The organism is Streptomyces siamensis (assembly GCF_039543605.1).
Taxonomy (GTDB): Bacteria; Actinomycetota; Actinomycetes; order Streptomycetales; family Streptomycetaceae; genus Streptomyces; species Streptomyces siamensis.
Genome location: NZ_BAABKB010000021.1, coordinates 252,336 through 276,918 on the forward strand (window position 1 = coordinate 252,336; position 24,583 = coordinate 276,918).

At 71.1% G+C, this 24,583-nt stretch carries 21 protein-coding genes; 11 read left to right on the top strand and 10 right to left on the bottom strand.

Annotated features, from left to right (window positions below):
* The first annotated feature begins 441 nt into the window (after positions 1–441).
* The gene (locus ABEB03_RS25605) at positions 442–1,194 is read left to right on the top strand and encodes an SDR family oxidoreductase (RefSeq protein WP_345653958.1); all 753 of its coding nucleotides are present in this window, start codon (positions 442–444) and stop codon (positions 1,192–1,194) included.
* Between the two features lie 126 nt (positions 1,195–1,320).
* Here the strand turns inward: ABEB03_RS25605 and ABEB03_RS25610 are convergent, their stop codons facing one another.
* Positions 1,321–1,839: a GNAT family N-acetyltransferase gene (locus ABEB03_RS25610; RefSeq protein ID WP_345653961.1), complete on the bottom strand. Its 519-nt coding sequence runs from the start codon at positions 1,837–1,839 to the stop codon at positions 1,321–1,323.
* 317 nt (positions 1,840–2,156) lie between these two features.
* On the opposite strand from ABEB03_RS25610, the gene ABEB03_RS25615 reads away from it, so the two are divergent.
* The 5 genes from ABEB03_RS25615 (at position 2,157) to ABEB03_RS25635 (ending at position 9,842) form a co-directional block, all read left to right on the top strand.
* The gene (locus tag ABEB03_RS25615; protein ID WP_345653964.1) at positions 2,157–3,143 is read left to right on the top strand and encodes a hypothetical protein; all 987 of its coding nucleotides are present in this window, start codon (positions 2,157–2,159) and stop codon (positions 3,141–3,143) included.
* A 186-nt stretch (positions 3,144–3,329) separates the two neighbouring features.
* Entirely contained in the window at positions 3,330–5,213 is a 1,884-nt protein-coding gene (locus ABEB03_RS25620; RefSeq protein WP_345653967.1) for an HSP90 family protein, read from the top strand.
* A 2-nt stretch (positions 5,214–5,215) separates the two neighbouring features.
* A complete protein-coding gene (locus ABEB03_RS25625) occupies positions 5,216–8,152 on the top strand; it encodes a hypothetical protein (protein WP_345653970.1) in 2,937 nt (978 codons plus the stop codon).
* A gap of 138 nt (positions 8,153–8,290) precedes the next feature.
* Positions 8,291–8,803 (top strand): hypothetical protein, encoded by a 513-nt coding sequence (locus ABEB03_RS25630; RefSeq protein ID WP_345653973.1) that lies wholly within the window; start codon positions 8,291–8,293, stop codon positions 8,801–8,803.
* 268 nt (positions 8,804–9,071) lie between these two features.
* Positions 9,072–9,842: an SDR family NAD(P)-dependent oxidoreductase gene (locus ABEB03_RS25635; RefSeq protein WP_345653975.1), complete on the top strand. Its 771-nt coding sequence runs from the start codon at positions 9,072–9,074 to the stop codon at positions 9,840–9,842.
* A gap of 65 nt (positions 9,843–9,907) precedes the next feature.
* Here the strand turns inward: ABEB03_RS25635 and ABEB03_RS25640 are convergent, their stop codons facing one another.
* Positions 9,908–11,041, bottom strand: coding sequence for a hypothetical protein (locus ABEB03_RS25640; RefSeq protein WP_345653978.1), 1,134 nt, complete (start codon positions 11,039–11,041; stop codon positions 9,908–9,910).
* 353 nt (positions 11,042–11,394) lie between these two features.
* On the opposite strand from ABEB03_RS25640, the gene secY reads away from it, so the two are divergent.
* The gene (secY, locus tag ABEB03_RS25645; protein WP_345653981.1) at positions 11,395–12,705 is read left to right on the top strand and encodes a preprotein translocase subunit SecY; all 1,311 of its coding nucleotides are present in this window, start codon (positions 11,395–11,397) and stop codon (positions 12,703–12,705) included.
* 36 nt (positions 12,706–12,741) lie between these two features.
* On the opposite strand, the gene ABEB03_RS25650 is transcribed toward secY, so the two are convergent.
* Positions 12,742–13,332 carry a TetR/AcrR family transcriptional regulator gene (locus tag ABEB03_RS25650; protein WP_345653984.1) on the bottom strand — a complete coding sequence of 197 codons (591 nt, stop codon included), beginning with the start codon at positions 13,330–13,332 and terminating at the stop codon, positions 12,742–12,744.
* A 140-nt stretch (positions 13,333–13,472) separates the two neighbouring features.
* Here ABEB03_RS25650 and ABEB03_RS25655 point away from each other — a divergent pair, with 140 nt between their 5' ends.
* From ABEB03_RS25655 to ABEB03_RS25665, 3 genes are all read left to right on the top strand, one after another.
* The gene (locus ABEB03_RS25655) at positions 13,473–14,102 is read left to right on the top strand and encodes a cysteine hydrolase family protein (protein ID WP_345653987.1); all 630 of its coding nucleotides are present in this window, start codon (positions 13,473–13,475) and stop codon (positions 14,100–14,102) included.
* Complete coding sequence (locus tag ABEB03_RS25660; RefSeq protein ID WP_345653990.1) at positions 14,099–15,679, top strand: aldehyde dehydrogenase (NADP(+)); 1,581 nt, start codon at positions 14,099–14,101, stop codon at positions 15,677–15,679. The genes ABEB03_RS25655 and ABEB03_RS25660 overlap by 4 nt, the downstream gene beginning before the upstream one ends.
* A 67-nt stretch (positions 15,680–15,746) precedes the next feature.
* The gene (locus tag ABEB03_RS25665; RefSeq protein WP_345653993.1) at positions 15,747–16,232 is read left to right on the top strand and encodes a lipocalin-like domain-containing protein; all 486 of its coding nucleotides are present in this window, start codon (positions 15,747–15,749) and stop codon (positions 16,230–16,232) included.
* Between the two features lie 243 nt (positions 16,233–16,475).
* On the opposite strand, the gene ABEB03_RS25670 is transcribed toward ABEB03_RS25665, so the two are convergent.
* Positions 16,476–16,946 (bottom strand): excalibur calcium-binding domain-containing protein, encoded by a 471-nt coding sequence (locus ABEB03_RS25670; RefSeq protein ID WP_345653997.1) that lies wholly within the window; start codon positions 16,944–16,946, stop codon positions 16,476–16,478.
* Between the two features lie 173 nt (positions 16,947–17,119).
* Positions 17,120–18,262 (bottom strand): winged helix DNA-binding domain-containing protein, encoded by a 1,143-nt coding sequence (locus tag ABEB03_RS25675; protein ID WP_345654000.1) that lies wholly within the window; start codon positions 18,260–18,262, stop codon positions 17,120–17,122.
* Positions 18,263–18,407: 145 nt separating this feature from the next.
* Here ABEB03_RS25675 and ABEB03_RS25680 point away from each other — a divergent pair, with 145 nt between their 5' ends.
* Positions 18,408–19,898 (top strand): FG-GAP repeat protein, encoded by a 1,491-nt coding sequence (locus tag ABEB03_RS25680; RefSeq protein WP_345654003.1) that lies wholly within the window; start codon positions 18,408–18,410, stop codon positions 19,896–19,898.
* A gap of 49 nt (positions 19,899–19,947) precedes the next feature.
* Here ABEB03_RS25680 and ABEB03_RS25685 read toward each other — a convergent pair whose 3' ends face one another.
* The 5 genes from ABEB03_RS25685 to ABEB03_RS25705 form a co-directional block, all read right to left on the bottom strand.
* A complete protein-coding gene (locus ABEB03_RS25685) occupies positions 19,948–20,628 on the bottom strand; it encodes an alpha/beta hydrolase (RefSeq protein ID WP_345654006.1) in 681 nt (226 codons plus the stop codon).
* Between the two features lie 399 nt (positions 20,629–21,027).
* Positions 21,028–21,774 carry a hypothetical protein gene (locus ABEB03_RS25690; RefSeq protein WP_345654009.1) on the bottom strand — a complete coding sequence of 249 codons (747 nt, stop codon included), beginning with the start codon at positions 21,772–21,774 and terminating at the stop codon, positions 21,028–21,030.
* Positions 21,775–22,158: 384 nt separating this feature from the next.
* On the bottom strand, positions 22,159–22,644 hold the full coding sequence (locus ABEB03_RS25695; RefSeq protein ID WP_345654012.1) for an RrF2 family transcriptional regulator: 486 nt from the start codon (positions 22,642–22,644) through the stop codon (positions 22,159–22,161).
* A 169-nt stretch (positions 22,645–22,813) separates the two neighbouring features.
* A complete protein-coding gene (locus ABEB03_RS25700) occupies positions 22,814–23,821 on the bottom strand; it encodes a pyridoxamine 5'-phosphate oxidase family protein (RefSeq protein ID WP_345654015.1) in 1,008 nt (335 codons plus the stop codon).
* Entirely contained in the window at positions 23,818–24,522 is a 705-nt protein-coding gene (locus ABEB03_RS25705; protein ID WP_345654017.1) for a hemerythrin domain-containing protein, read from the bottom strand. The genes ABEB03_RS25700 and ABEB03_RS25705 overlap by 4 nt, the downstream gene beginning before the upstream one ends.
* Positions 24,523–24,583 lie beyond the last annotated feature (61 nt).

A 24,583-nucleotide genomic window follows, 5' to 3' on the forward strand; every position in this document is an offset into this window, starting at 1 on the left:
ACCGCATACGGATGCGCCTTCGCACGCGCCTTCTTGCCTGCGTCCGCGTCGCGTCCGCCTCCTCGCACGGGACGGGCGTGCGTCGCGGGCGGCGGGTGCGTCGCAGGTGCCGCGGGAGGGCCAGGAAGCGCACCCGCGAGGGATGACAGCGACCGTGCGAGACGTGATGCGTGCGCCTGCGGCGGCCGGGTTGCCGCACTTTTCATGACTCCGGCGCTCTTCGAGCGTACGCCCGATCGATCGGTCAGGGCGGCCGACCGAAGCAGCGCCCACTCGACCGGGCCGGACGAAGTGGCTGCGGTGACGTCGGCTGCCGGGATGCGGTCGTGGGCGCCGAGGGTGACGCTGAAAGGGCGCACCCCGCGGCCGCTCACCTCTGCTGACTCCGACAGCGGGGGAGCGAAGCGGGACGGCAGAACGAGCGGCACAGAAGGGACCACCATGCCCGCCCTGCGCGTCGCCGTCGCCGGAGCGACGGGGAACATCGGCGCCCGCACCGCCACAGCCCTGGAACGGGCCGGACACGACGTCGTGCGCATCAGCCGCTCGCTCGGTGTGGACCTGACGACGGGTGACGGTCTCGACGCCGCTCTGACCGGCGTCGACGCCGTCGTGGACGCCACGAGCCACGAGGCGACCGACCGGGACGAGACCGTGGCGTTCTTCGCCGTCACCACCCGGAACCTGCTCACCGCCGAGGCGCGGGCCGGTGTCCGTCACCACGTGCTGCTCACGATCGTCGGCGTCCATCGCATCGAAGGCAACGCACACTACGCGGGCAAGCGGGAGCAGGAGCGCCTCGTGGCCGACGGCCCGGTGCCGTGGACCGTCGTTCCCTTCACGCAGTTCCACGACTTCGCCGCGACGGTGGTGAGTTGGACCGAACAGGGCGGCGTCGCCACGATCGCACCGTTGCTCGTGCAGCCGATCGCCCCCTCGGACGTGGCCGACGTCCTCGCCGAGATCGCCACCGGCACACCGCAGGGGCACTACCGCGATGTCGCCGGCCCGGAGCCGCAGGACCTGGTGGACATGGCCCGGCGGACCAACGACGCGCGCGGGCACACGGTCGAGCTCGTGCCGACGTGGTCGTCGATCTTCGGTACGGAGATGGCCGGCGACGTGCTCCTGCCGGGCGACGGCGCCCGCATCGCGCCCACCACTTTCGACGAGTGGCTGGCTGGGCCGCAATAGCCTCACCCCGACGCCGTGATGCCGGGGCGCCGTGATGCCGAGGCGCCGTGATGCCGAGGCGCCGTGACGCCCCTGCGCTGTGACGTCGCGGCACCGTGCCCCCTGCGCCGTGACGTCATGGCGTCGTCATCGCCCGATGGTCCGGTGCCAGCGGATCTCACCGTCGTGCCACTCGTCCGTGGGCGTGAGCCCCGCGGCAGCGGCGACGGCGGCCGAGGCCCGGTGGTCGGGATGGATGTGGGCGATGACGCCGTGGACGGGCCGACCGGCGAGCCAGTCGACGAGTCCTCGTACGGCTTCGGTGGCGATGCCTCTTCTCTGCCACGGAGTCCCCACCACCCAGGCGATCTCGGCGACGAGCCCGTCGCCGCCGGGGCCGACCGTCGCCTGGACCGTGCCCGTCAGGCAGCGCTCGTCACGGAGCCGGATCACCCAGTTCAGCCAGGACACGGCCGGATCGGGGGAGCCCGCGGTCATGCGCCGGTAGCGGGAGTGAAGCGCGATCGGGGTGTCCGGGGTTCCGCCGATGAACTGGTGCAGGGCCGGATCGGACAGCACCGCGGCCATCTCCTCGGCGTGCTCCACCCGCAGCGGCAGCAGGTCCAGCCGCTCGGTGCCGATGGCTTGGACCACGAGGGCGCTCACACCACCACCGCCTCGGGACGGTCGGCAGAACTCCAGCGGTTGCTCACGGTCATCGGTGATCTCCTCGGTCCGCCGTGGCGGAAGTGTGCGCCGTGGAGGTGGACGCACGTCTTGATCCTCGGTGCGGCGCGCGGTTCGTGCCTCCAAGGATGTACTTGTACCGACGGGGCGCGAAGGAGCGACGTGGAGGGGGCGAGGAAGCGAGGCGACGGGGGAGCGGAGCTCATGAAGCGTCGGTGAAAACCCTGTGGAAGCGGTGTCGGTGGGACCGCTTATGCTGCACCCGAAGATCACGCGGGACCTGGGGAGGGCGCTGCATGTTGGGCAAGCTGTTCGGCAAGGGTGGGGAGAGACCGGAGGCGGATCCGCACGCCCTTCCCGTCCCGCGCAGGCAGAAAGGCGGCATGTACGCGCTGCGCGCGCTCGGCGACAGGCGGGTGCTGACGCTGGTGGAGGCGGCGGACGCCGGTGACTGGGAGGCGGTCAAGGCGGCGCTGGTCCCCTTCGACCTCGGACGTGACCACCAAGTCCTGGGTGAGCTGGCCGACTTGGACGGCGTCCAGGACTGGATCGGCCGGGCCGTCGAGGAGGACAAGGAACACCGTGCGACGGCCCTGCTGATATCCGGGACACGCCACATCAGCTGGGGCTGGGAGGCACGCACCTCCGCACGCGCCGTGAACGTCTCGCAGGAGCAGTGGCGGGTCTTCCGCGAGCGGCTCCGGATCGCCGAGGAACAGCTCCTCGAGGCCGCCGAGCTGCAGCCGGACTGGGTCACACCATGGCGCCGCCTGCTGACCTCCGGGCGGGGTATGTCGCTGGGCCCGGTCGTCAACGAGACCCGGCTCGACGCCGCTCTGCGCCGCGACCCGCTGGACCTGGAGACCCATGTCGAGTGGGTGTCGCAGTTGCAGCCCCGTTGGAGCGGCGAGCCCGGCCAGGCCCTGGCGTTCGCCCGCGACGCGTTCGCCCGAGCCCCGCTGGGGCATCGCCTCGGCTGCGTCGTCGCCATGGCGCACATCGAGGACTGGGTCGAGTCGGACCGCGGGGACTGCCTGGAAACCCCGGAGATCCAGGCCGAGTTGCGCGACGCGGCCGACCGCAGCATCCTCCACCCCGCCTACGTACGTCGGCCGGGCTGGCAGCACGACTTCAACATGTTCGCCATGGCCCTTGCGCTGGCCGCCGAGCGTCACACCATCCGGCGTGTCTTCCTCACCCTCGACGGCGCCTACACCAAGTGGCCTTGGACGTATTTCGCTGAGCCCGAGAAGCAGTTCGCCCGTCACCACCGGCGCGCCTGAGCGTTCGCTCCCCGGTTCCGCCCGCCACCGGCGGCGTGCCCGAGCGCGCGTCCTCGATCCCGCCCGTCACCACCACTGCCGCGCTCGAGCCTTTGCCGCGCCGGTTCCGCCCGTCACCACCACCGCCGCCCCTGGCGCACGCCGCCTCGGTCCCACCCGTCCCCGTCGCCCTCCCAGGACTGTCCGATGACTCTGCCCGACACCGCCGCGAACCCGGTCGGCGCCGACCGCACCTTCCAAGTGGATCTGCGCGGCCTCGTCGATCTCCTCTCCCACCACCTCTACTCCAGCCCCCGCGTCTACCTGCGCGAACTCCTGCAGAACGCGGTCGACGCGCTGACCGCCCGGCACGGCCTCGAACCGGCCGCCCCCACCGACACCTACGGCATCCGCCTCTACGCCGACGGTTCGGTGGTACGTGTCGAGGACGACGGCGTCGGTCTCACCGAGGCCGACGTCCACACCTTCCTCGCCACGATCGGCCGCAGCAGCAAGCGCGCCACGGGCGTCCCCGCGGACGAGCCCATCCGAGGCTGGGGGAAGATCGCCGAACAACGCGGCGACTTCATCGGCCAGTTCGGAATCGGTCTGCTCTCCTGCTTCCTGGTCGCGGACGAGATCCACGTCCTGAGCCGCTCCGCCCGCACCCCCGACGCACCCGCCGTGGAGTGGCGTGGACGCGGCGACGGCAGCTACACCGTCCGCACCCTGCCCGCCTCCGCCCGCCCCAGGCCGGGCACCACCGTCACACTCACCCCGCGGGCAGACGCGGGGGAGTGGACCCGGCCGACGCAGGTGCACGCGCTGGCCCGGCACTTCGGTTCCCTGCTGCGCCACCCGGTCACCTTCGACGACGGCACGAGCGGCACTGGCGCGCCCGTCAACCCCGAGCCGGCGCCCTGGACCCGTACGTACGCCACGCCGGGAGCCCGCTCCCGGGCCCTGGCCGCGTACGGCGAGGACGTCTTCGGGTTCGCACCGCTCGACACCATCGAACTGGACCTCCCGGCCGTCGGCCTGAAGGGCATCGCGTGCGTGCTGCCCGAGGCCGTGCCGGCCGGGCGCCGCCACGGCCACCGCGTGCACGTCAAGGGCATGCTGCTGTCCGAACAGGCCGAGGAGATCCTGCCCGAGTGGGCGTTCTTCGTCCGCTGCGTCGTCGACGCCGAGAGCCTGCGCCCGACGGCGTCCCGCGAGTCCCTGTACGAGGACGACACCCTCGCCGCGGTCCGCGATGCCCTCGCCGAGCGGCTGCGCGCGTGGATCGCCCGGGCCGCCGCCAGTGACCCGGACCTGCTCGCCCGCTTCCTCCAGGTCCACCACCTGGCCGTGAAGTCGCTCGCCGTGCACGACGACGAGATCCTGCGGATGCTGCTGCCCTGGCTGCCGTTCGAGACCACCGACGGGCACGCCACGCTCGACGAGTTCGCACGCACCCACCGCACGGTGCTCGTGACGTCGAGCGTCGAGGAGTTCCGGCAGGTCGCCGCGATCGCCTCGGCGGCCGGTCTCGGCGTCGTCAACGGCGGCTACACCTACGACCGCGAACTGGTCCACCGGCTCCCCGAGATCAGGCCCGAGAACAACGTCGCCGACCTCGACCCGGCGACCCTCACCGCCCATCTCGACCCGGTCGACCGGGAGACGGAACTGGCCGCCACGGCCTACCTCTCCCTGGCCCGTGACGCACTCGCCGTCTTCGACTGCGACGTCGCGCTGCGCTCCTTCCAGCCCGCGTCCGCGCCCGCGCTCCTCGTCGACAGCCGCGAGGCCCGGCACGAGCGCACCCGCTCCCAGCTCGCCCGCGAGCAGGAGGGCGGCCTGTGGGGCGACATCCTCGGCGCCCTGCGCCAGGAAGCCCCGCGCGCCCAGCTGATCCTCAACCAGCTCAACCCGCTGGTCCGCACCGCCGTCACCATCGACGAGCCCGAACTGGCCCGCACCAGCGCCGAAGCCCTCTACGGGCAGGCCGCGATGCTGTCCCGGCGCCCGCTGCGGCCCGCCGAATCGAGCCTCATCAACCGCTCCTTCCTCGACCTCCTCGCCCACGCCCTCCGCAAGGACATCTGACGATGCCGACCGCACCCCAGACCACCGACGAGCTCTTCCAGGCCCTGAGCGAGAACGACAGGCGTCCCTACGGGCGTACCCGTACCGTCACGGCCGAGGAACTCGTCGACGCCGCCGAGCAGTTCGGGGAGCCGGAGCCGCTCGCGTACGCGCTCCTGGAACTCCAGGAGGCCTACACCTACGGCGCCGAACCCCGGAAGTCGCCCGTCGTCTTCGCACGGCTGCTGAATCTCTTCGACGAGCAGCCCGACGTCTTCGACGAGCGCCTGCGGCACATGCTGTTCTGGCGGTTCAAGTGGGTGGCCAACGCCCTGCGCGCCCTGCCGGAGGTGCCGCTGGCCAGCCTGCGGCAGTGGCAGACGGAGATGCGCGACCGGTACGTGAAGGCCGGCCTCGACCTCCAGCCGTACTACGGCCAGGCATACCAACTGGCCGCCCATGTCGGTGAGGACACCTCTCTGGCCTACGAATTGTGGGCCGGCCGCAGCCGAAGCCGGCTCAGCGACTGCGAGGCCTGCGAGATCTGCGAGCGCGCCCTGCACCACCTCGCCGCGGGCGACGACGAACGGGCGCTGCGCACATGGGAGCCCGTCCTCGCCGGGAAGGACTCCTGCCAGGAGGAGCCCGCCCGCTCCATCTCGTACGCGCTGTTTCCGTTGCTGCGCACGGGCGGCGCCGACGCGGCCCGCGAACTGCATCTCGCCGGGTATCGCGCCTGCCGCCGTAACCCCTCCATGGCCGGAGAGGTCGGCCGGCACCTGGAGTTCTGCGCGCTGACCGGCAACGAGGCACGTGGCCTGGAACTGCTCTCCGAGAACCGCAACCTGTTCGACGAAGTGGACTCTCCGCAGGGCCAGTTCGACTTCCTCACCGGGGTGGAGGTTCTCCTCCGGCGTGTGGAACTTCTCGGCCACGGTGAACTGCCCGCCGCCGGTTACGCGGGCCGCACGTGGACGGTGGCGAGCCTGTGCGTCGAGGTACGCGGCCGTGCCGACGACCTCGCCGGCCGCTTCGACGCCCGCAACGGAACCACGGCCCACACCGAACGCCGCCGGGCGCGCCTCGACCGCGCCCCGCTCCTGGACGCCCTGGAACTGACCCTGCGCACCCGCAGCCTCGACGAGGTGGGCCCGGCCGCCGCCCCGGTCGCCGTGCCGGCCGCTCGCCGGACCGTCACGGTCCCCGAGTCGCTGCCCGAACTGATTCTGCGGGCAAGGGCGTTGGACGAGCAGGGACACCCGGACGCACAGGCCTGCTGGGCGCGGCTGCACACGCTCGTCACGGCCCGCGACTACACCCACCCCGACGACCCGGCCGTGGGTCCGCTCGTACGACTGCGCGCGGATCTGCTGGCCGACGAGGCGGGAAGAGCGGGCGAGAAGGACGAGTTCGCCGACGCCGCCGCCCTTTACGAGGAGGCCGCGGGCCTGTACGACGACGCCGGAACGCCCGGACGCGCCGCGCTGGCCCGGGGCGGCGCCCTGCTCGCCGCCGCCGGTATTCCCGCGGAGGACGGCGACGAAGCCGAGACGAAGGCCGCCGCGCTGAGCGCCGCCCACGCGTCCATGGTCCGCCTGCACGAGGAGACACCCGGTCTCACCCCGTACCAGGAGGCCCGCCTGCTGCGGCTGCGGGCGACCGTCCTCGGCCTGCGCCTTCAGGCGTCGCGGAGCGAGGAGCACATCGCGCCGGTCTTCGCCGAGGTGGACCTGCTGCACGACTTCGCCACCCGGCACGACGTCGTCCCGCAGATCTCCGGCGCGCGACTGCTGCGGGCCAGCACGCACGCCCTCTCCGGCGAACTGCCCACCGCGGTCACCGAGATCGACAGCCTCATCGACGATCTGAAGGCGCACGGACCCGCCTGGCACCTGCCCCGCACGCTGGGACTGCGTGGCCGGTTCCGGCTCGGTCTCCAGGACGCGCAGGCCGCTCACGCGGACCTCGCCGAGGCCGTTCGGCTGGCCGCCGACTGGCCGGCCGACGCGGTCGACACCGCCCGCCTCCACGGCGATCTCGCCGAGGCCTGCATGCATCTGGGCCGCCCCGACGAGGCACTGCGGTACCTGACGCGCTCGGCGGAACTGGACCTCCGCCGGGGCAGCCGGACGGACGCGTTCTGCACCTACAGCAACGCGGCCCAGCTCAGCCTGGACCTGGGCCGCGTCGAGGACTGCATCGCCCTGCTCGACTCCGTCCTGGTCGAACCGGACGTCGCCGCCGGCGAACTGGACGACCGGCTCGTCGCCCAGCTGCGCCTGACGCGCGCCCGCGCACTGAACGCGGGAGACGACCTCAAGGCCGCCACGGCGGAACTCGTCGCCCTCGCCGCCGAGTCGGCCGGCTGGGACGACGACCCCGGGAGCCACGCCATGATCGCCGCGGAGACGGCCGTACTCCTCGGCAGGTCCGGCGAGTTCGACCGGGCCCGGGAGGCCGCCGGCCAGGCACTCGCCGCTCACGCCAAGGCCCCGCGGTACGAGCCGCTCAGCAACTGCCTGCGCGAACTCGCCCGTCTCCAGGCCCAGCAGCAGGGCCCCGACGGCCTCGCCGAGGCCCTCGCCCACCTCGCCGACGCCGGCCGGATCGCCGACGAGGCCCGCACCGCCGGGTACGAGGCCCACGGCCGCTCCCTGGACACGGCCCTGGCGTACGAACACGGGCGGGTCCACGCCTACGCCGGCGAGTACGAGGACTCCCTGGCCGCCCTGGAGAAGACCTTCGCCCTGCTCGGTGAACCGGGACCGGACCAGGACCACGCCGAGGAGTGGGCCGAGTGCGTCCGCCTCACGGGTGCCGTGGAGGGCCTCTACCTGAAGCGGCCCGCTCCGGCCCTCACCCGCCTCGACGCGGCCGTCGCCCGGCTGACCGGCCTGGGCCACACCGAGGCGACCGAGCCGCTGACCTCCTTGGCGGCCCGGCTGCGCGACGAGAAGTGATGTGGCACTACCGGTGTCGGCGCGCCGAGTCGCGCCGACACCGGAGTGCCCCGTGCCAACCGTGCGGGGCGGCCGCTCGCGGATGCCGTCGTCGGACATCTGGCGGACCGAGCCGGCTCGGGGATAGATTGCGCGGCCGTGATCTCTGACAGAGGACCCGACGAGAACGCGACCGTCCTGCGGTACGGACGGCGGCAGTTCGTGGCGGGGATGCTGGCCACCGTGCCGGCGAGCGTCCTGTGCGTGTTCGGGCTGGACCTGCTGTTCGTGCCGGGAGCCCCCATCGTCCTTGCGCTCCTGCTCGCGGCGTCGGGCGCCGCCGGTGTGTGGATGTTCCGCCGGGCCTGGCTGCAGCGGAAATGGGCCATCGCCTTCGACCGCACCGGGTTCTGGTGGCTGCGGGGCGACGCGACCGAAGTGCTCCCGTGGGGCACGCTGGACGGGGTCGGCATCCGTAGACGGATGATGGCGTTCGGGGGCGCCTTCCGATCGCCTCCGGGCAGGTGGGGCAAGGCCTTCGTCCTGGAGCTGCGCCCCCGCGGCGGGGGCCGCGAGCTCATCGACATCAGCCTCTGCCACCACGCCTGCGAGCGGGCGCTGTGGCGCTGGGCGCCGGAGGCCCTGCTGTTCGGCGAGGAGACACGGGCGTAGGAGCCGGCACACGGGCGTAGGAGCCGACATCGTCTCTGGTGGTGGTCGCGACGAACCCGTCGTCGACGGGACGGCTCACCGTACCCACGGCTTGCGGCTGTCACATGCGGCCGGCCTGCCCTGTCAGTGGTGCGTGAGCCGACCGGCACGGCCTGGACGAGTGCCGAGAGCGAGGTCAGTTCCAGGCCGTCGGCCGGCGGACCGCGTGGACGCACGCCTTGTGCGTCGACGGCCGGGTCGGCTCCGCCTCACGAACGGAAGGAAGAACATGCCCGACCTCAGCTCCTCCCCCCTGTCCTTCGCAGACCGTGTCGCCGTCGTCACCGGCGCAGGATCCGGAATCGGCCGGGCGACGGCGGTGGCCCTGGCCGAAGCGGGGGCGCACGTTCTGGGCGTGGGCCGCCGCAAGGACGCCCTCGAAGAGACCGCCGGAAAGCATCCCGGTATCGAGACCCTTCCCCTCGACATCTGCGGGGACGGCGCCGCCGACACAGTGGTCAGCACCGCCGTGGAGCGGTGGGGCCGACTGGACCTGCTGGTGAACAACGCCGGTGCCGCCGCCATCATGCCCCTGGCAGAGACCGACCGAGCAGTGATCAGCAACCTGTTCGAGCTGAACGTGACGGCGCCCAGCCTGCTCGCCTACGCGGCCCTGCCGTACCTGCGTGAGACCTCCGGCTCCATCGTGAACGTGTCCAGCACCTACGGGCACCGCCCCCTTGCGGGCGCGGCGCACTACGCCGCCACGAAGAGCGCCCTGGAACAGCTGACCCGAAGCTGGGCGCTCGAACTCGCCGGTGAGGGGGTCAGGGTGAACGCCATCGCCCCTGGGCCCACCGAGACGGACGTCCTGGCGGCGGCGGGACTGTCCGAGGGGGCCATCAGGGAGCTGCGTGCCGCTGAGCGTGGACAGATCCCCACGGGCCGCCTGGGCGACCCGGCGGACGTCGCCACCTGGATCCTGCGCCTTGCTGATCCTCGGGCATCCCAGGTCACGGGGCAGGTGCTGACGATCGACGGTGGCCTCGATCTGACCTGATCGACAGCCCGCCCGCGCGCATGGGTCGGCGAAGGCGTCATCGACGGAATGCCCCCGTCGCGCAGCTAACCGCGTGGCTCGTAGCGCCGCCATTCCCGTCCGCCGTCGTGAGACGTCCAGAGCCCTTCGCCGCGCACCAGGTCGTACGTCGCCGTCGTGGCGTCCGTGATGCCGTAGAGCGTCGTGCCGTCGACGGTGAGCGAGGTGAATGCCGCCGGTGTCCTCAGCTCGTGGAAGCCGCGGTCGGTGCGGTCGTCGGCGAGCCAGTAGCGGCCGCCTTCCTCACCGACGAGCAGCCGCCCGTCCGCGAGCACCTCCAGGATCAGCGACTCCTGGCCGCGCTTCAGCTCCCTCCAGGGAACGCCGCCGCCGAGGACCGTCCGCCAGTGCCCGCCGCCGTCCGTCGTCACCAACAGGCCGCGCACACCGTCGTCCCGGGTGAGGGACAGTGCGGCGGTGCCACCGCGTGCGGCGAGGACGCCTCCCGCGTACGGCTCAGGGACAGCCGTGGAACCAAGGGTGCGGCCGTCGCGCTGCCGTACGACACGGTCCGGGCCGCCGGTCAGGGGCTGGTCCAGACTCCAGGCCGTGCCCCGCTCGTCCACGGCGAGGCGGGCGGCGTCGTTCGGCAGTCGGGCCGGGGGCGCCACGGTGTGTGTGGCGGGCCGGTAGACGAGAGCCGGTTCCCGCTCGGCGATCAGGATGTCGCCGGGGCGGGTGCGCAACGGAGTCTCGCTCACCGTGACCTTGTGCCGCTTGCCGTGTACGTCGAGGGCGTACGCACCCTCGGTCCCCTCCCGCGGCACCCGCACGAAGCCACCGGGCACCCCCTTGAACGCGGCCGGGACCGCCTCCGCGTCCCCGTGTTCCGCGTGCTCGGCGACCGTGCGGCCGTCGGGGTCGACGATGCGCCAGGCGGTGGCGGCCGGTCCCTCGTCGTCCTCGACGTTGCCGGCGTCGTACGTCAGGAGCAGCGAGCCGTCGTCGGCGCGGACCACGCCGGTGGGTGCGCCGGCCGCCTCGATGACGTCGGCGGGGCGTGGGTGAGGATCTTCGATGACGCGCTGGTACCTCGCCTCACGGTCCCCGGGGGCGCCGTCGTCGGAGCCGCTCGGGCCGCACGCGCTCAGCGCCAGTGCCGCACTCGTCGCGGCGGCGAGCCCGACCGACCACTGTCCGCGTTTCCTCAGCCACACCATGGCCACATCCTCACACGGGGCGGGGGAGCGCTTCGGCGCGGATCCGGCCCACGCGCACACCGACCAGGTTCCTGCCTCCCACACACGGGCGGCGGTACATCCGGGCGTCGCCGCGGGTTCCGGCGAGCACTGGCTCCGGGCGGCCGTCCGGAGGTCTTCCGCGCACCCCGGCGGCGCAGGACGACTCGGCCGCACCTCGTCCGGTTGCTGAGTTGATCGGGTCATTCAAAAATGGTGCTCGTCGCAGCGCTTCTGCGACCCCATGTCGCCCTAGCCCGCACGCCGCTTCCGCACGCCCTTCTCAAGAGCGTTTCCGCGCCTCCGCCTACCTGCGCGGGGCGAAGGAGGAACCGTTGTCCAGCGCGTTGATCCAGGTGTTCAGAACACCCGACCTGCGGAAAAAGCTGGCCTTCACGCTGGGTGTCATCGTGCTGTACCGCGTCGGCTCCCACGTTCCCGTGCCGGGGATCTCCTACAAGAACGTACAGAGCTGTGTGGACGCGGCAGCCGCGGGCAACGGCGGCCTGCTGGGCCTGGTGAACATGTTCAGCGGTGGGGCGCTTCTGCAGATCACGGTCTTCGCCCTGGGGATCCTGCCCTACATCACCGCCAGCATCATCCTGCAGCTGCTGACCGCGGTCATTCCGAGGCTGGAGTCGCTGAAGAAGGAAGGCGCGGCCGGGCAGGGGAAGATCACGCAGTACACCCGTTATCTGACGGTGGCCCTGGCCGTGCTGCAGGGCACCGGTCTCGTCGCCACCGCCCGTAGTGGCGCGTTGTTCCCCGGCTGCCCGGCGGCGGGGAGTATCGTGCCGGACACCTCCATCCTCACGACCGTGGTCATGGTCCTCACGATCACAGCGGGCACGGCCTGTGTGATGTGGATGGGCGAGCTGGTCTCCGAGCGGGGGGTCGGCAACGGCATGTCGCTGCTCATCTTCATCTCGATCGCCTCCACTCTCCCGGGTGCCCTGTGGGCCGTGAAACAGCAGGGCGAGATCGCCGACGGATGGCTCGGGTTCGGCGCGGTCGTCCTCGTGGGTCTCGCCATGGTCGGTCTGGTCGTCTTCGTGGAACAGGCCCAGCGGCGTATCCCGGTCCAGTACGCGAAGCGGATGGTGGGCCGCAAGTCCTACGGCGGAACGGCGACCTACATCCCGCTGAAGGTGAACCAGGCCGGCGTGGTGCCCGTCATCTTCGCCTCGTCCATCCTGTACGTCCCCGCGCTGATCGCCCAGTTCTCGCACTCGACCTCGGGCTGGGCGACGTGGATCACACGCAACTTCGTCAAGGGAGACCATCCGTACTACGTGGCCGCGTACTTCCTGTTGATCGTGTTCTTCGCCTTCTTCTATGTGGCGATCACTTTCAATCCCGAGGAAGTGTCGGGAAACATCAAACAGGCCGGCGGGTTCATCCCTGGCATCAGGGCCGGCCGGCCCACGGCCCAGTACCTCAGCTATGTGCTCAACCGACTGACCTGGCCCGGGTCGCTGTATCTGGGACTCATCGCGCTCGTGCCGACCGTGGCGTTCGCCAGTTTCGGCGGCGCCAATCAGCTCACCGGCACGAGCCTCCTGATCATCGTGAGCGTCGGCCTGGAGACGGTCAAGCAGATCAACAGCCAGGTCGAGCAGCACAGGTACGAGGGCTTCCTGCGCTGACGGCCGAGCCCGACCGAGCGTCTCCGCGGGCGTGCGTCAGGCGCGGCCGGACGAGGTCTGTGACCCCTGCTGCTTCAGTCGCTCCGCGACCGTCTCCAGCAGTTCGTCTGAGAAGCCCTTGTCGGCCACGGCCCGGGACATGAGCACGGCGCCGACCAGGGCGCTGAGGGTGAGCATCGCCTCGGCCCGGGCGTCATCGGCGTCGTCGTCCAAGCCGGCGATGAGGTCCAGGTACGTGCCCACCTGCTGCTCGTAGGCCTCCTTGAAGTGCTGGTCGCCGCGGCCCGCGGAGGCACCGAGGGAGACCAGCGCACAGCCGGTGCCGGGCGCGTCGCGGTGCTGCTTCGCGAGGTAGGCGTCGATGAGACCCGCTCGCGCGTCCTGCTCGTTCCTGCGTGCGGCGCGCTCCATCTTCGAGGTGCCCTCGGTCAGGGCCACGGCGGCCGCCTGGGCGATGAGATCGTCGCGAGAGTCGAAGTGCTTGTAGAAACCGCCGTGCGTCAGCCCGGCCTCGTTCATGAGGTCCGCGACGCCGGGACGGGTGACGCCTTCGGCGCGGATCTTGCGTGACGCGAGGCGGAGGACCCGTGCGCGTGTCGCCGCCTTCTCCGCCTGGGAGTGGCCCATGTCCGTCCTGCCTTCCGTGGGGCGGCGGGGTCGGATCGCCGCGCGTCTGGATGATGAAAATCATACACCTTTGACTTTCTGGATGACGGACGTAATCTTCTTTCTGGATGACGAGAAACATCCAGATTGGAACGGAAACCGTGTCTCAGACCTACGATCCCGACCGTACGGCCGTCCTTCTGGTCGACCCCTTCAACGACTTCCTGTCCGAGGGCGGCAAGATCTGGCCGCGCCTGGAACCCGTCGCCGAGGAGGTGGGACTGCTCGCGCACCTGCGCTCAGTGATCGCCACCGCACGCGAGACCGGCATACGCGTGATGTTCGTCCCGCACCGCCGCTGGGAGCCGGGTGACTACGAGACGTGGGATCACCCCAACCCCACCCAGCTCGCGATCATGGAGCGCCACAGCTTCGCCCGCGGGACCTGGGGCGGGGAGTTCCACGCCGACTTCCAGCCGCAGCCGGGCGACGTCGTGATCCAGGAACACTGGGCACAGAGCGGCTTCGCCAACACCGACCTCGACTTCCAGCTCAAGCAGCACGGGATCACCCATGTCGTGGTCGTCGGCCTGCTGGCGAACACCTGCATCGAGTCCACCGGCCGTTTCGCCATGGAACTCGGCTACCACGTGACCCTCGTGCGCGACGCCACCGCGGCATTCCTCCCCGCGATGATGCACGCCGCGCACGAGCTCAACGGCCCCACCTATGCCCACGCCATCACCACCACGGACGAACTCACCACCGCATTCGAGGGAGCGCGCGCATGACACTGACCGGAGACCTGCTGATCGGAGCGGCCCAGGTGCCCGCGACCACGGGGACCATGAAGGCGCTCAACCCCGCCACCGGCGAACTCGTCCAACCCGAGTTCGCCTTCGGGGGTCCGGCCGAGGTCGACCACGCGGTCCGCCTGGCCGACGAGGCCTTCGACAGCTACAGCCACACCGGTCCGGCCGAGCGGGCGGCGTTCCTCGACCTGATCGCGGACAAGCTCGAGGCGGCCAAGGACGATCTCGCCGCACGCCTCGCCCTGGAGACCGGCCTGCCCGCCGCGCAGTTCGAGGGCGAGGCCGTACGGACGGCCGGCGTCTTCCGCAAGTTCGCCATCGTCGTCCGCCAGGGCCGTTACCTCCAGGCGACCATCGACCCCGCACAACCGGACCGGCAGCCCACACCGCGTCAGGACCACCGGCTGCAGAAGGTGGCCCTAGGACCCGTGGTGGTCTTCGGCGCGAGCAACTTCCCGATCTCCTACTCGGTCGCCGGCGGAGACACCGCCTCCGCCCTCGCCGCGGGCTGCCCCGTCGTCGTCAAGGCGCACAACGCACACCCCGGTGCCTCGGAGATCGAGGGCCGCGTCATCCAGCAGGCCGTCGCCGAGGCGGGACTGCACGAGGGTGTCTTCTCTCTCGTCCGCGGCGCCGGCAACGAGATCGGAGAGGCGCTCGTGGACCACCCGCTGGTCCGGGCGGTCACCTTCACCGGCTCCGAGGCCGGCGGCATGGCCCTCTACCGGCGCGCCCAGCAACGCCCCGACCCCATCCCCGTGTTCACCGAGATGACCAGCGTCAACCCGACCTTCGTCCTGCCCGCAGCCCTGGCGGCCCGCGCCGCCGAGATCGGCGGCGGCCTGGCGCAGCGCGCCATGTACAACGTCGGACAGGCCTGTCTGAAGCCGGCCGTCCTCCTCGCCGTCGACGGCCCAGGCTTCGAGGAACTGCGGGACGCGGCGCGCGCCGAGGTGGAGAAGGCCGCCGCACGCACCATGCTGACGCCCGGCATCCACGACGCCTACGTCCGCAACGTGCAGCGCATGGACGAACACGGCGCAACCCGGATCGCCGCGGGCGCCCCGGCCCCGGACGACACGTGGGACGGCCAGTCCCTTCTGTACGAGGTCACCGGGGAGCAGCTGCTGGCCGAGCCCGCCCTGCGAGAGGAGGTCTTCGGCCCGGCCGTCCTGCTCGTGAAGCTGACCGGTGCGGATCAACTCCTCGAAGTGGCCCGTGCGTTCCGCGGACAGCTCTCGGCCACGCTGCACGCCGAGGCCGCCGACCGTGCCGCCACCGAGCAACTCCTGCCGATCCTGGAGCGCCGCACCGGCCGGATCGTGTTCAACGTCTTCTCGATGCCGCAGGAGGTCTCCTACGCCTCCACCCACGGCGGCCCGTTCCCGGCCACCTCCGACAGCCGTTTCACCTCGGTGGGCATGGGTGCGATCGAGAGGTTCGTCCGTCCGGTCACCTACCAGAACTTCCCCGACGACCTGCTCCCCGAGCCGCTGCGCGCGGCCAACCCGCGGCAACTGTGGCGAGTCGTCGACGGCGAACTCACCCGGAACTGACCCGTCGTCATGGCCCCGCCCACTCCTGCGAGCGGAGCCCGGCCACTCAGAGGAAAGGAGCCTTCTCATGACCGTCGACGACCAGGCTGCCGCGGAGAGCGAACGCGAGGCCCGGGACGAGGTGCGCGGCAAGCTGCTCGGCACATGGCAACTCGTCTCCTACACCGCCAGGAGCACCGACGGCGATGTCGTACAGCCCTTGGGGCCCACTCCGTACGGGCTGATCGTCTACACACTCGAGGGATACATGTCCGCCCAACTGGGCCGTGGCGAACGCCCGCGCTTGGAGTCGGCACGTCTCGAGGACGCGGCGACCGATGAACTGGCCCGGGCGGCGATCGGATACGTCGCCTACGGCGGACCGTTCGAAGTCACCGGCCCCGGCACCGTGGAGCACCACGTCACCACCAGCCTCTTCCCGAACTGGATCGGACGGACCCAGGCGCGCACGGTGAGGTTCGACGGACCCCTCCTCCGGCTGGGCCTCGCCACTCCCACCCGACTGTGGGGCGCGGAGCGCACGGCCGAACTCACCTGGATCAGACCGGCCTGACGCCGGGTGCCCGCCCCGCATCCGGCCGACAGGCCACCGCCCCCGCCACCGCACCGCCTGTCTGCCGTGGCTCGGCGTTCAGGTCAGTCGCTTGTGCATGACGATGCAGGGCCGGCCGTGCTGTCTGTCGACGCGACCCGTCGTCCTGCTGACGGCGGGCGCCCACGGGCTCACCCGGCCGGGGCGAGGAGCTGTCCCGGGTTCGCCGGGGCACCTCCGCCCTGACGTCACCGGCGGGCGGGGTCAGCTGTCGCAGCCGATGCCGTCGCCGTCCCGGTCGAGGTGCGGGGCGTAGCCGGGTTCGCCGCGGTGGACGGGCGCGGCTCCGGCCGCACGGGCCTCGGTGCAGTTGGCGTAGTACACGCTGCTGTCGTCGCTGCTCCCGCCGCCACCCCCGCCCGTCGTCGCGCCATCGGCCCGGGCCTGCGCGGTGACGGTGACCTTGACCTTCACCTTGCGGGTCTCCGTGACCGTGGGCGCCGGCTCAGGGGCGGCGGTCTCGGTGGCGGTCGCCGTGACGGTGACGGTGGGTCGGGGTCTGGCCGAGGCGGGTTTGGCGTCGTCCTTCTCGGGGTCGCCGGTTCCGGCGGCGATGCCGATGAAGAAGGCGAGGGCGAGGGCCGGCACTACGTAGCGCTTCCGCGCCCAGCGTGGGGCGGCCCTGCCGGCAGGCGGTGCGTCGGGCGGTTGGGGCGTGGTGTACGGGTTGGTCATGGTCCCCCCAGGTGGTTCGAGTGGGATGACGGTAGTGCGCCGGGTCTCCCGGTGTGGGGGGAATGGGTGGATCGGTCACTGGGCCGTGACCGACTACCGGGCCGGTCGTGTGCTGATCCTGCTCGGGTCCTGTGGACCGCGTGCCGACGAACTCCCCTCCCCAGAAACGTTGTTCACAGCAGCCGCGTCTCGGCCTCGGGGAGTTTCGACCACCAGTGGTGATAGCGGCTGTAGACCGTGGTTTCGCGTTCGCCGAGGAATTTCGTCAAGGACTCGGCCTCCGCGGCGAGCCCGTCCCAGACGGCGGGGGACAGGGGGTGGAAGGCGGTGGCCTCGACGCCACCGTCCAACGGACGCCACACACCCGCGACGTGGCCGTCCACCAGCACGGTGGGCAGTACGTCGCCGTTCCGGCGGATCACCAAGGGGCGGTACGCAGGGGGTATCACCCGGCTGCGGTCGGCGTAGGCCAGCAGAACGCTGTCCCACATCGCCATGAGCCGGGGCGGGGCGGGAGTCTCCGCGGGCGGCCGGGAGGCTCCGGGGAGGTCGAACAGAGCGGTGCCGTCCGGTCCTTGGAGCTGCTCGACAGCTTCGTCCAGGGTGTGCAGCGCCTTGCGGACGACTGCCCGCTGGACCATGGCGAACTGCGCGACGTCCGCCACCGACGCGGGCCCGAACCCCGCCAGGTAGCGCAGGATCAGGGTCTCCAGGGCTTGTGGCGGCATCGCCCGTCCGGTGAGGGCGGGCCCCGTACCCGCCGAGACGAAGGACGGCCGGTGGCCGAACGACCACAAGGCGTCCGTCGGGGCGTGATGCATCGGCGCGTACGCCTTCAGCCCCCACCACGCCCCCTCCTTCTTCTCGGCCTTCTCGGCACCGAGCCGCCTCTCTACCCACGCCTGCATCTCGGCCGAGGTGCGTGGCCTGTCGACAAAGGACAGCAGCTCGGGCACCAACTCGTCGGCGTCCGCCGGGGTCAGCCCCGCGGCGGCGAAGCGGAAGCCGAGCCGGGAGGCGTACAGCGTGGGCTGCATCGCCGCACGGAAGGCCGGGTAGTCCTCGGCGTGCACGGCGTGCAGGGTGATCCGCATCAGGGTCGCTTTGACCACCGAACGCCCGGTGAAGGCGGCATCGAGGTCGGCGGCAGCGAACCCGGTGAGCCGGTTCCACAGGGCGAGGTAGGGCGAGGCCGGATGCTGAGCCTGAAGCGCGACCACGCGCCGTACACCGTCGAGGACGGGCAACGGCTCACGTTCGAGCAGCAGTTGGCGGCTGAGGGTCGCTCGGTTGAGTTCGCGCGCGCTGATCGTCACAGGGCAGGATTCTGCCGCACAACGCGCCCTGGGCTCCTGCGCTGCACTCGAACTGCGCCGGACGCACGGGGGTACAACTGTTGTCGGCTCTCGCAGGTCCAACCCGTCGCAGGCAACACATGAGCGACCTCAGGGACAACACACCATGACGCAGAGGCACTCCGCGGTCGTCGCCGCCGCTTCCTTCGTGATATTGACCGGCTCGGCCATCAGCGCGGCCCCCGGTGCAGTCGCGGGAACACCGGGCGGCACGCACGCCGTCGACCGCAACAGCGACTTCGACGGCGACGGCTACGACGACGTCCTGATCGGGGCGCCCACCGGCACCGACGGCACCCACAAGAACGCCGGCTACGTCACCGTCCAGTACGGGTCCGCGCGCGGCGCAGGGACCGCCACCGGCACACGCAGGGCACGTACCGCCGTCTTCGGCCAGAACACCCCCGGTGTCCCCGGCACCGCTGAGGCCGGAGACGGCTTCGGCACCGCCGTGGCGACCGGCGACCTCGACGCCGACGGCTACGACGACGCGATCGTGGCCGCACCGGGCGAGGACGTCGGTACGGTGAAGGACGCGGGCCGGGTGACCGTCCTGTTCGGCTCCCGGAACGGACTGAGCGCGACCCGCAGTGTCACCTTCGGGACAGCCGTACCGGAGACGGGCGCCGCGTTCGGGCTGGCCGTCGCAGCGGCACGGCTCACCGCGGCCACGCCCGGCGACGTGCTCGCCGTCGCCGACCGGCACGGCGCGACCCTGTTCACCCATGGCGCCGGAACCCTGAAGGCGACGGGCCGCCTCGACACCACCGGCGCCCCGGGAGGCGACAAGATCCAGCCGGCGTCGCTGACCACGGGCGACTACGACGACGACGGCTATGCCGAACTGGTCGTGTCCGGCCGCAGTCTGGAGGAGGACGGGACGGGACGCTCGGCCGTGTACGCCGGCGGGGCCACGGGCTTGACCTACACACGTGACCTGCCCGGCGGTCCGGCCACCGCCTCCGGGGACATCAACAACGACGGGTACGACGATCTCGTGTTCGGCAGGCCCGACCGTCCCGAGGACGTCTACGAGCCGCTCACCGGTGGAACCGTCCTCGTCTACCTGGGCAGCGCCCGAGGGTTCGAGGACGTCGACGAACTCGGCACCCCGGCGCAGGTGTGGGCCCAGTACACCGCCGGTGTGCCGGGCACCGCCGAACTCGGCGACGGCTTCGGCGCCGATGTGTCCCTGGCCGACGTCGACGGCGACGGCCACGCCGACCTGGCCGTCGGCACACCCGGCGAGGACATCGGCACCGTGCGGGACGCGGGCGCCGTGGTGGTGCTCCGGGGCTCGGCTCGCGGACTGACCGCGACCGGTGCGGCGTCCATCCACCAGAATTCCGCGGGAGTTCCGGGCACGGTGGAGAAGGGCGACCGCTTCGGCGGGCAGGTCAGGTTCGTGGACACGAACGGCGACGGCCGCAGCGAACTGCTGGCCGCGGCGCCCGGGGAGAACACCGCCGACGGGGTCGTCTGGCTCCTGCCCGCATCCGCCGGCGGCATCGTGACCCACGGGTCGTGGTCCTACGGCGGCGCCTCACTGGCCGCGCCCGGCACCGACGCGCGCTTCGGCACGGCGATCGACGAATGAGCTGAACAGCCGCCGGCCCTGAGCTGACCCGGTGCTCCGAAACGGTCGGTCAGTCGAGGAGTTCGGCCGATGTCCTGACCACGTCGGCGGGCGTGCTCCGGCCCCCGGGATGTTCGATGTGGTCGACGTGGTAGCCGTCGTTCTCGAGTGCGGCCACGATGCGCCGGCCGGCTGTTGTCGCGCTGGAAGGTGCGTTGTGCTGCTCGTAGGAGATGAACACGGTGGGTCGTCCGGTCCTGCAGCCGGGCGGTATGCGGTCGGGGGAATAGGCGAGGATGCGGGTGAACAGGTTGCCGTTGGCCAGCCCCAGACCGAGTGCGTAGGAGGCGCCGTCACGGTACCCGGCGACGGCGATTCGGTCGGGGTCGATGGGGAAGTGGATGCGCACGGTGGTCAGGGCGTGTCGCAGGGCGGCGACGTCCCGGCCGTACACCCCGCTTCTGACGGCATCCCAGGTCTGCCGGGCAGCGGCGGGGGCCAGGAGCAGGACCCCGCGCCGCTCGGCCTCGCGGCGGAGGAGGGCGACCACGTCGGTGGGCGCGCCACCGGCGTGGTGGAAGGCCACCAGCAAGGGCCGGGGCCGGGTCGGGAGCCGGTCGGGCACATAGAGCAGGGCGGGCCCAGTAGGGCCGGCGAACTGGTGCAGTCCATGCTTCAGGGGTGCGTGGATCGCCGGTGACGGCTGAAGGTCCAGGATGCCGCGCGAGCGGTCTGCATCGATGGTGGGCACTCATTCTCCGTGAGGGTCAGTACATCTGCTCGGCACGGACTCGTCGGCGACGGCGGTCCGGAGCGGAGCCACGTCGAGCGTGGGTGAAGCCTGCGAGCGCAGTCGCAGGCAGGGCCGGCGCCTGGGCCCGATGAGGGTCGACGCGTCCGCCGCTCCAGCACGTCACGGAACGCTCGAGATACGCGGCTCCGCCGAGATGACTCGCGATCAGACCCTCATCGCTGCGGATGGCCCCCGGACCGGAAGGCAGCTTTCGGATGCCGCCGGTGTTCGGGCCTGAGAGTTGCGGCGGGTATCACTCCATCGGACCGGCCACCGCCTCTGCCGCCCGGCAGCGAGTGCACCGTGCTGGGGATCATCCAGGTTCGGCGACGGCGCTGACCTGAGCGACGACGCTTCTCACGACACACCGTCGTGTGCTTGCCGTGTGCCTTCGATGACGATGTCCATGTCCGCGCTGAAGATGATGACCTTCTCGATCAGGTTCCCGTTGAGCTGGAGGGTCTCCGATCCGAGTGCCGACTTGTCGCCCGGGAAACCGAAGTCCCAGGTCCAGTGGATGAATTCCTTGTTCTGAAAGTGACTCACGAGTCGGCCGTACAGGGGCGGAGCCTTGCGCTGCACGACGTCGATGTAGTCGTTGAGGGCGTCACGACCCACGAAGACGTCATCGGGCTCCATGAACGTGATGTTCTCCGCGTAGATCTCCTCCATCGCCTTGGCGCGCTCGACGGGGTCCGGGATCATCCAGATGTCCAGGTGCTTGGCTATGAGCACCCGGGCGTGATCCGATCCACCGGTCAGGCTGAGGTGGAGCCGTGAGATCCGCCCGTCCGAGTCCAGAGAGGCGGCGACGTGCCCGCTTCCTGAGCTTCCGTTGCCCCGCAGGTCCAGGCCGGCCTGGCTCCAGCTGCCGGTGATGGATCCGTCGGCTTCCTCGGTGGTCGTCCAATGGTGCCGGGACTCCTTCCACTTGGCCGCCCGTGCCCGATGGAGGTCCACGGCCAGATCCCGGCCCTGCACCATCTCCCCACTGTGCATCAGCAGCACGTGCTCGGCGAAGACTTCACGAAGGTCGTCCAAGCCGGAATGGCTGCTGTCGGCCGAGTCCACGACCTCGAAATACCGGTCAAGCGCTGTCGTCATGCTTGCACTCCGCTCGCTTCACATGTCCAGGTTTGCAGTGGTGCCGCTGGGGATGGGCTCGCGTCGCTGCGGGACGGACCCTTTCCGCGCAGGGTGTTGTCGTTCGTCAGGGCCGGAGACCACGAACCGACGAGCCGGGCTCGTTCCGATGCTGTTCGCGTTCCCATGAGGGAGACGAGGTGGCGCGGGCCTGTGTGACAGGCCTGGGATCCGGCCCTCTACCGCGCATCCCGCAGCACGACCAGCTGCTGAGCCGCGGGCTGGGAAAGGCCCGGACAACGTCCGGAAGCTACGCGCGACCTGCTGACGACCGCGCACCGACCGCATCCGCGCCCGGACTCGGGCGCCGGTCGGGCCGAGCTGTCGCGCAGCGCGGAGGTGGGGTCAGTCGTGCCCCATGCCTCGCTTCACGTACGACGTCAAGGCCGGTGTGTGTGCCACAGCCGTCGCCTGCACATCGGCGAGACACTGCTCGGCCAGCGCCCTCCGCCAGGCCGTCTCGGCCTGCGCCATGGCGCTGTTCACCGCGCACGGCCGACTGAAGCCGCTCTCCGGTACCTGCTCCCCGATGCTGCCGCACCGGCGGATCTCGGCACAGTGGAACAAGGGCTCGTCTCCCTCGATGGCGAGCACCACGTCCAGCATGGACACCGCCTCGAGCGGCAAGGCCAGCCGAAAGCCGCCTCGTGCGCCCGGCACCGACTCGAGCAGCCCGGCCTTGACCAGGTGTTGCAACTGCTTGTTCAGGTAGGACGCCGACAAGTCATGGCCGGCGGCCAGCTGTGCGGTCGAAACCGGCTCCCCGTCGCCCAGCCACGCCAGGTTGAGCAGCGTGTGCACCGCCCATTCGACGCCCTTACCGGTCCGCATACCTGGATGGTAGACATCCATGTGGCACGCGGCGAAGCCCGACATCCTTCGGCAGGGCACGCCACCGCATCTTCAGCAGATGGACTCCGGGGCGGGCGACGCTGTCGACGTCGTTCCTGGCCCGGGGCTCCCGGCAGGTGTTCACCCGCCGGGAGCCGTATCGAACGTGTCACCTGTACCTGGCGTCGGGCGGCTCGGAGCGGGCACCAGCGGCACCTGCGGCGAGCTGCCGCAGGTGTTCGGCGGTGCCGTCGCGACGGGCGCGCCGTAGCCCGTGCTTGGCCAGCAGGCCGTTCGAAACTGTCAGAAGGGTCTTGTACGGAGGCGCGGCCAGGCCCTTGGACGTGTGGGGAGCGTAGAGGGCGCCTTCATCGGTGACGGTCAGCCAGCCGGTGAGGGTTCGCATGCCGAGTCCGATGCACTGCGGTCGGAAGGCGTGGGCGAGGAAACCGGCCCTTCGCCCGCCCGACGGCAGCAGTCCCGGCGGCACGTCGAGGTGCAGCCCTGTGTCGTCGTGCCCAGTGACCGCTACCGGGACGATGACAGGAAGGCCGTCCGCGCCCTGGTAGGCCAGAAGCCGGTGTGGCAGTTCGCCGATCCGGCGGGCGACCGCGGAGACGTCCACGCGCGGATCCGTACCGTTTTTCGGCGGCTTCTGCTCGGTCGGCATCTCCGGCCGGTCGGCGCCCGTGACCGTCACCGTGCCGCGGGCCGCCAGATCGGGCCAGACAGCCACACGCTGGATGCCGACGTCGACGAAGACGCGCTCTTGGTGGTACTCGCGCAGCAGCCAGTCCCAGATCGGCCCGCGCTTGGTCTTCCCGAAGAACGGCTCCGAGGCCAGCTGCAGTTCCGCGAGGCGCTGCGGTGACGGCCGCAGGTCGACCGACGCGGTGCCCTGCGCGAGTACGTACGACTCGGTCGTGGCGAAGCCGTGCTCCCGCGTGTGATAGGCGAGCGACACATGCGGGTTCCGCAGGATGTGCTCCAGCTTCTTCGGGAAGCCGAGCGAGGTGGTGAAGCCGACGCGGCCTGCCTCCCGGTCTCCGAGGCCCACCGGAGAGACGCTGGTGACCACCGCGCCCCCGGCCGGGGTGACATACGCGGCCGCGACGGTGAGGTCGCCCCTGATGGCGGGATCCGCTGCGTCCGGCCATCTGACGGGGGCCGGGGTCATGAGCCTGTCCCGCGCAGGATCTGCAGGTCTTCCGCTGCCTGGTGGCGCATCGCGGACAGGAGCGGACGGACCGGCTCCGGCAGGGCCGCGAGCAGGAGTTCGACCTCCGCGGGCGCGCCCACCTCGTGGAGGAATCCGATCATGAGATGCCCGGCCACGGGCGGCGTGGTGGCGATCACCTGCTGCGAGAACTCCGCCCATTCCGCCGAACTGATGTGGTCGCGCAGCGCAGGGAAGAGGATCGGCTCTTCACGGGCCAGGTGGGTGTGCACCGTGTCGCGTACCGCGACGGCGGCTTGGTGAAGCGCATCACGGACTGCGTCGCCAGTGCTGCCTTCGCCCCCACCGGCTTCCGAACCGGCGGACTCGCCGGGGCTTTCGACGGTCCCGCCATCGCTCACCGCGACGGCGGCAAGCCGGTCGAGCGCCTCGTCCAGTCGCTCATGTTCCCCGCTCAGCTCATCGAGCGCGAGCGCGGCAGCCGGCGCCGCCGCGACGATGCGCGGCCACAGATCCTCATCCTCGCTCTCGTGGTGATGGCGCAGGTTCACGACCAGGAAGTCGCGCAGCTGTTCCAGCGCGCTCAGCGGCACCGAAGGGCGAACAGCCGCCTCTGCCAGCAAGGTGGTGGCGACTCGGTGGACGTCGTGGGCAAGCCGGGTCTCGAGGACCGCGATGGGCTCATCAGGAAGATCTGTCATGCTGAATTCCTGTCCTTCGTCTAAGTGTTGGTGGTGGAAAGCCGCACGGACACGCCGGCGC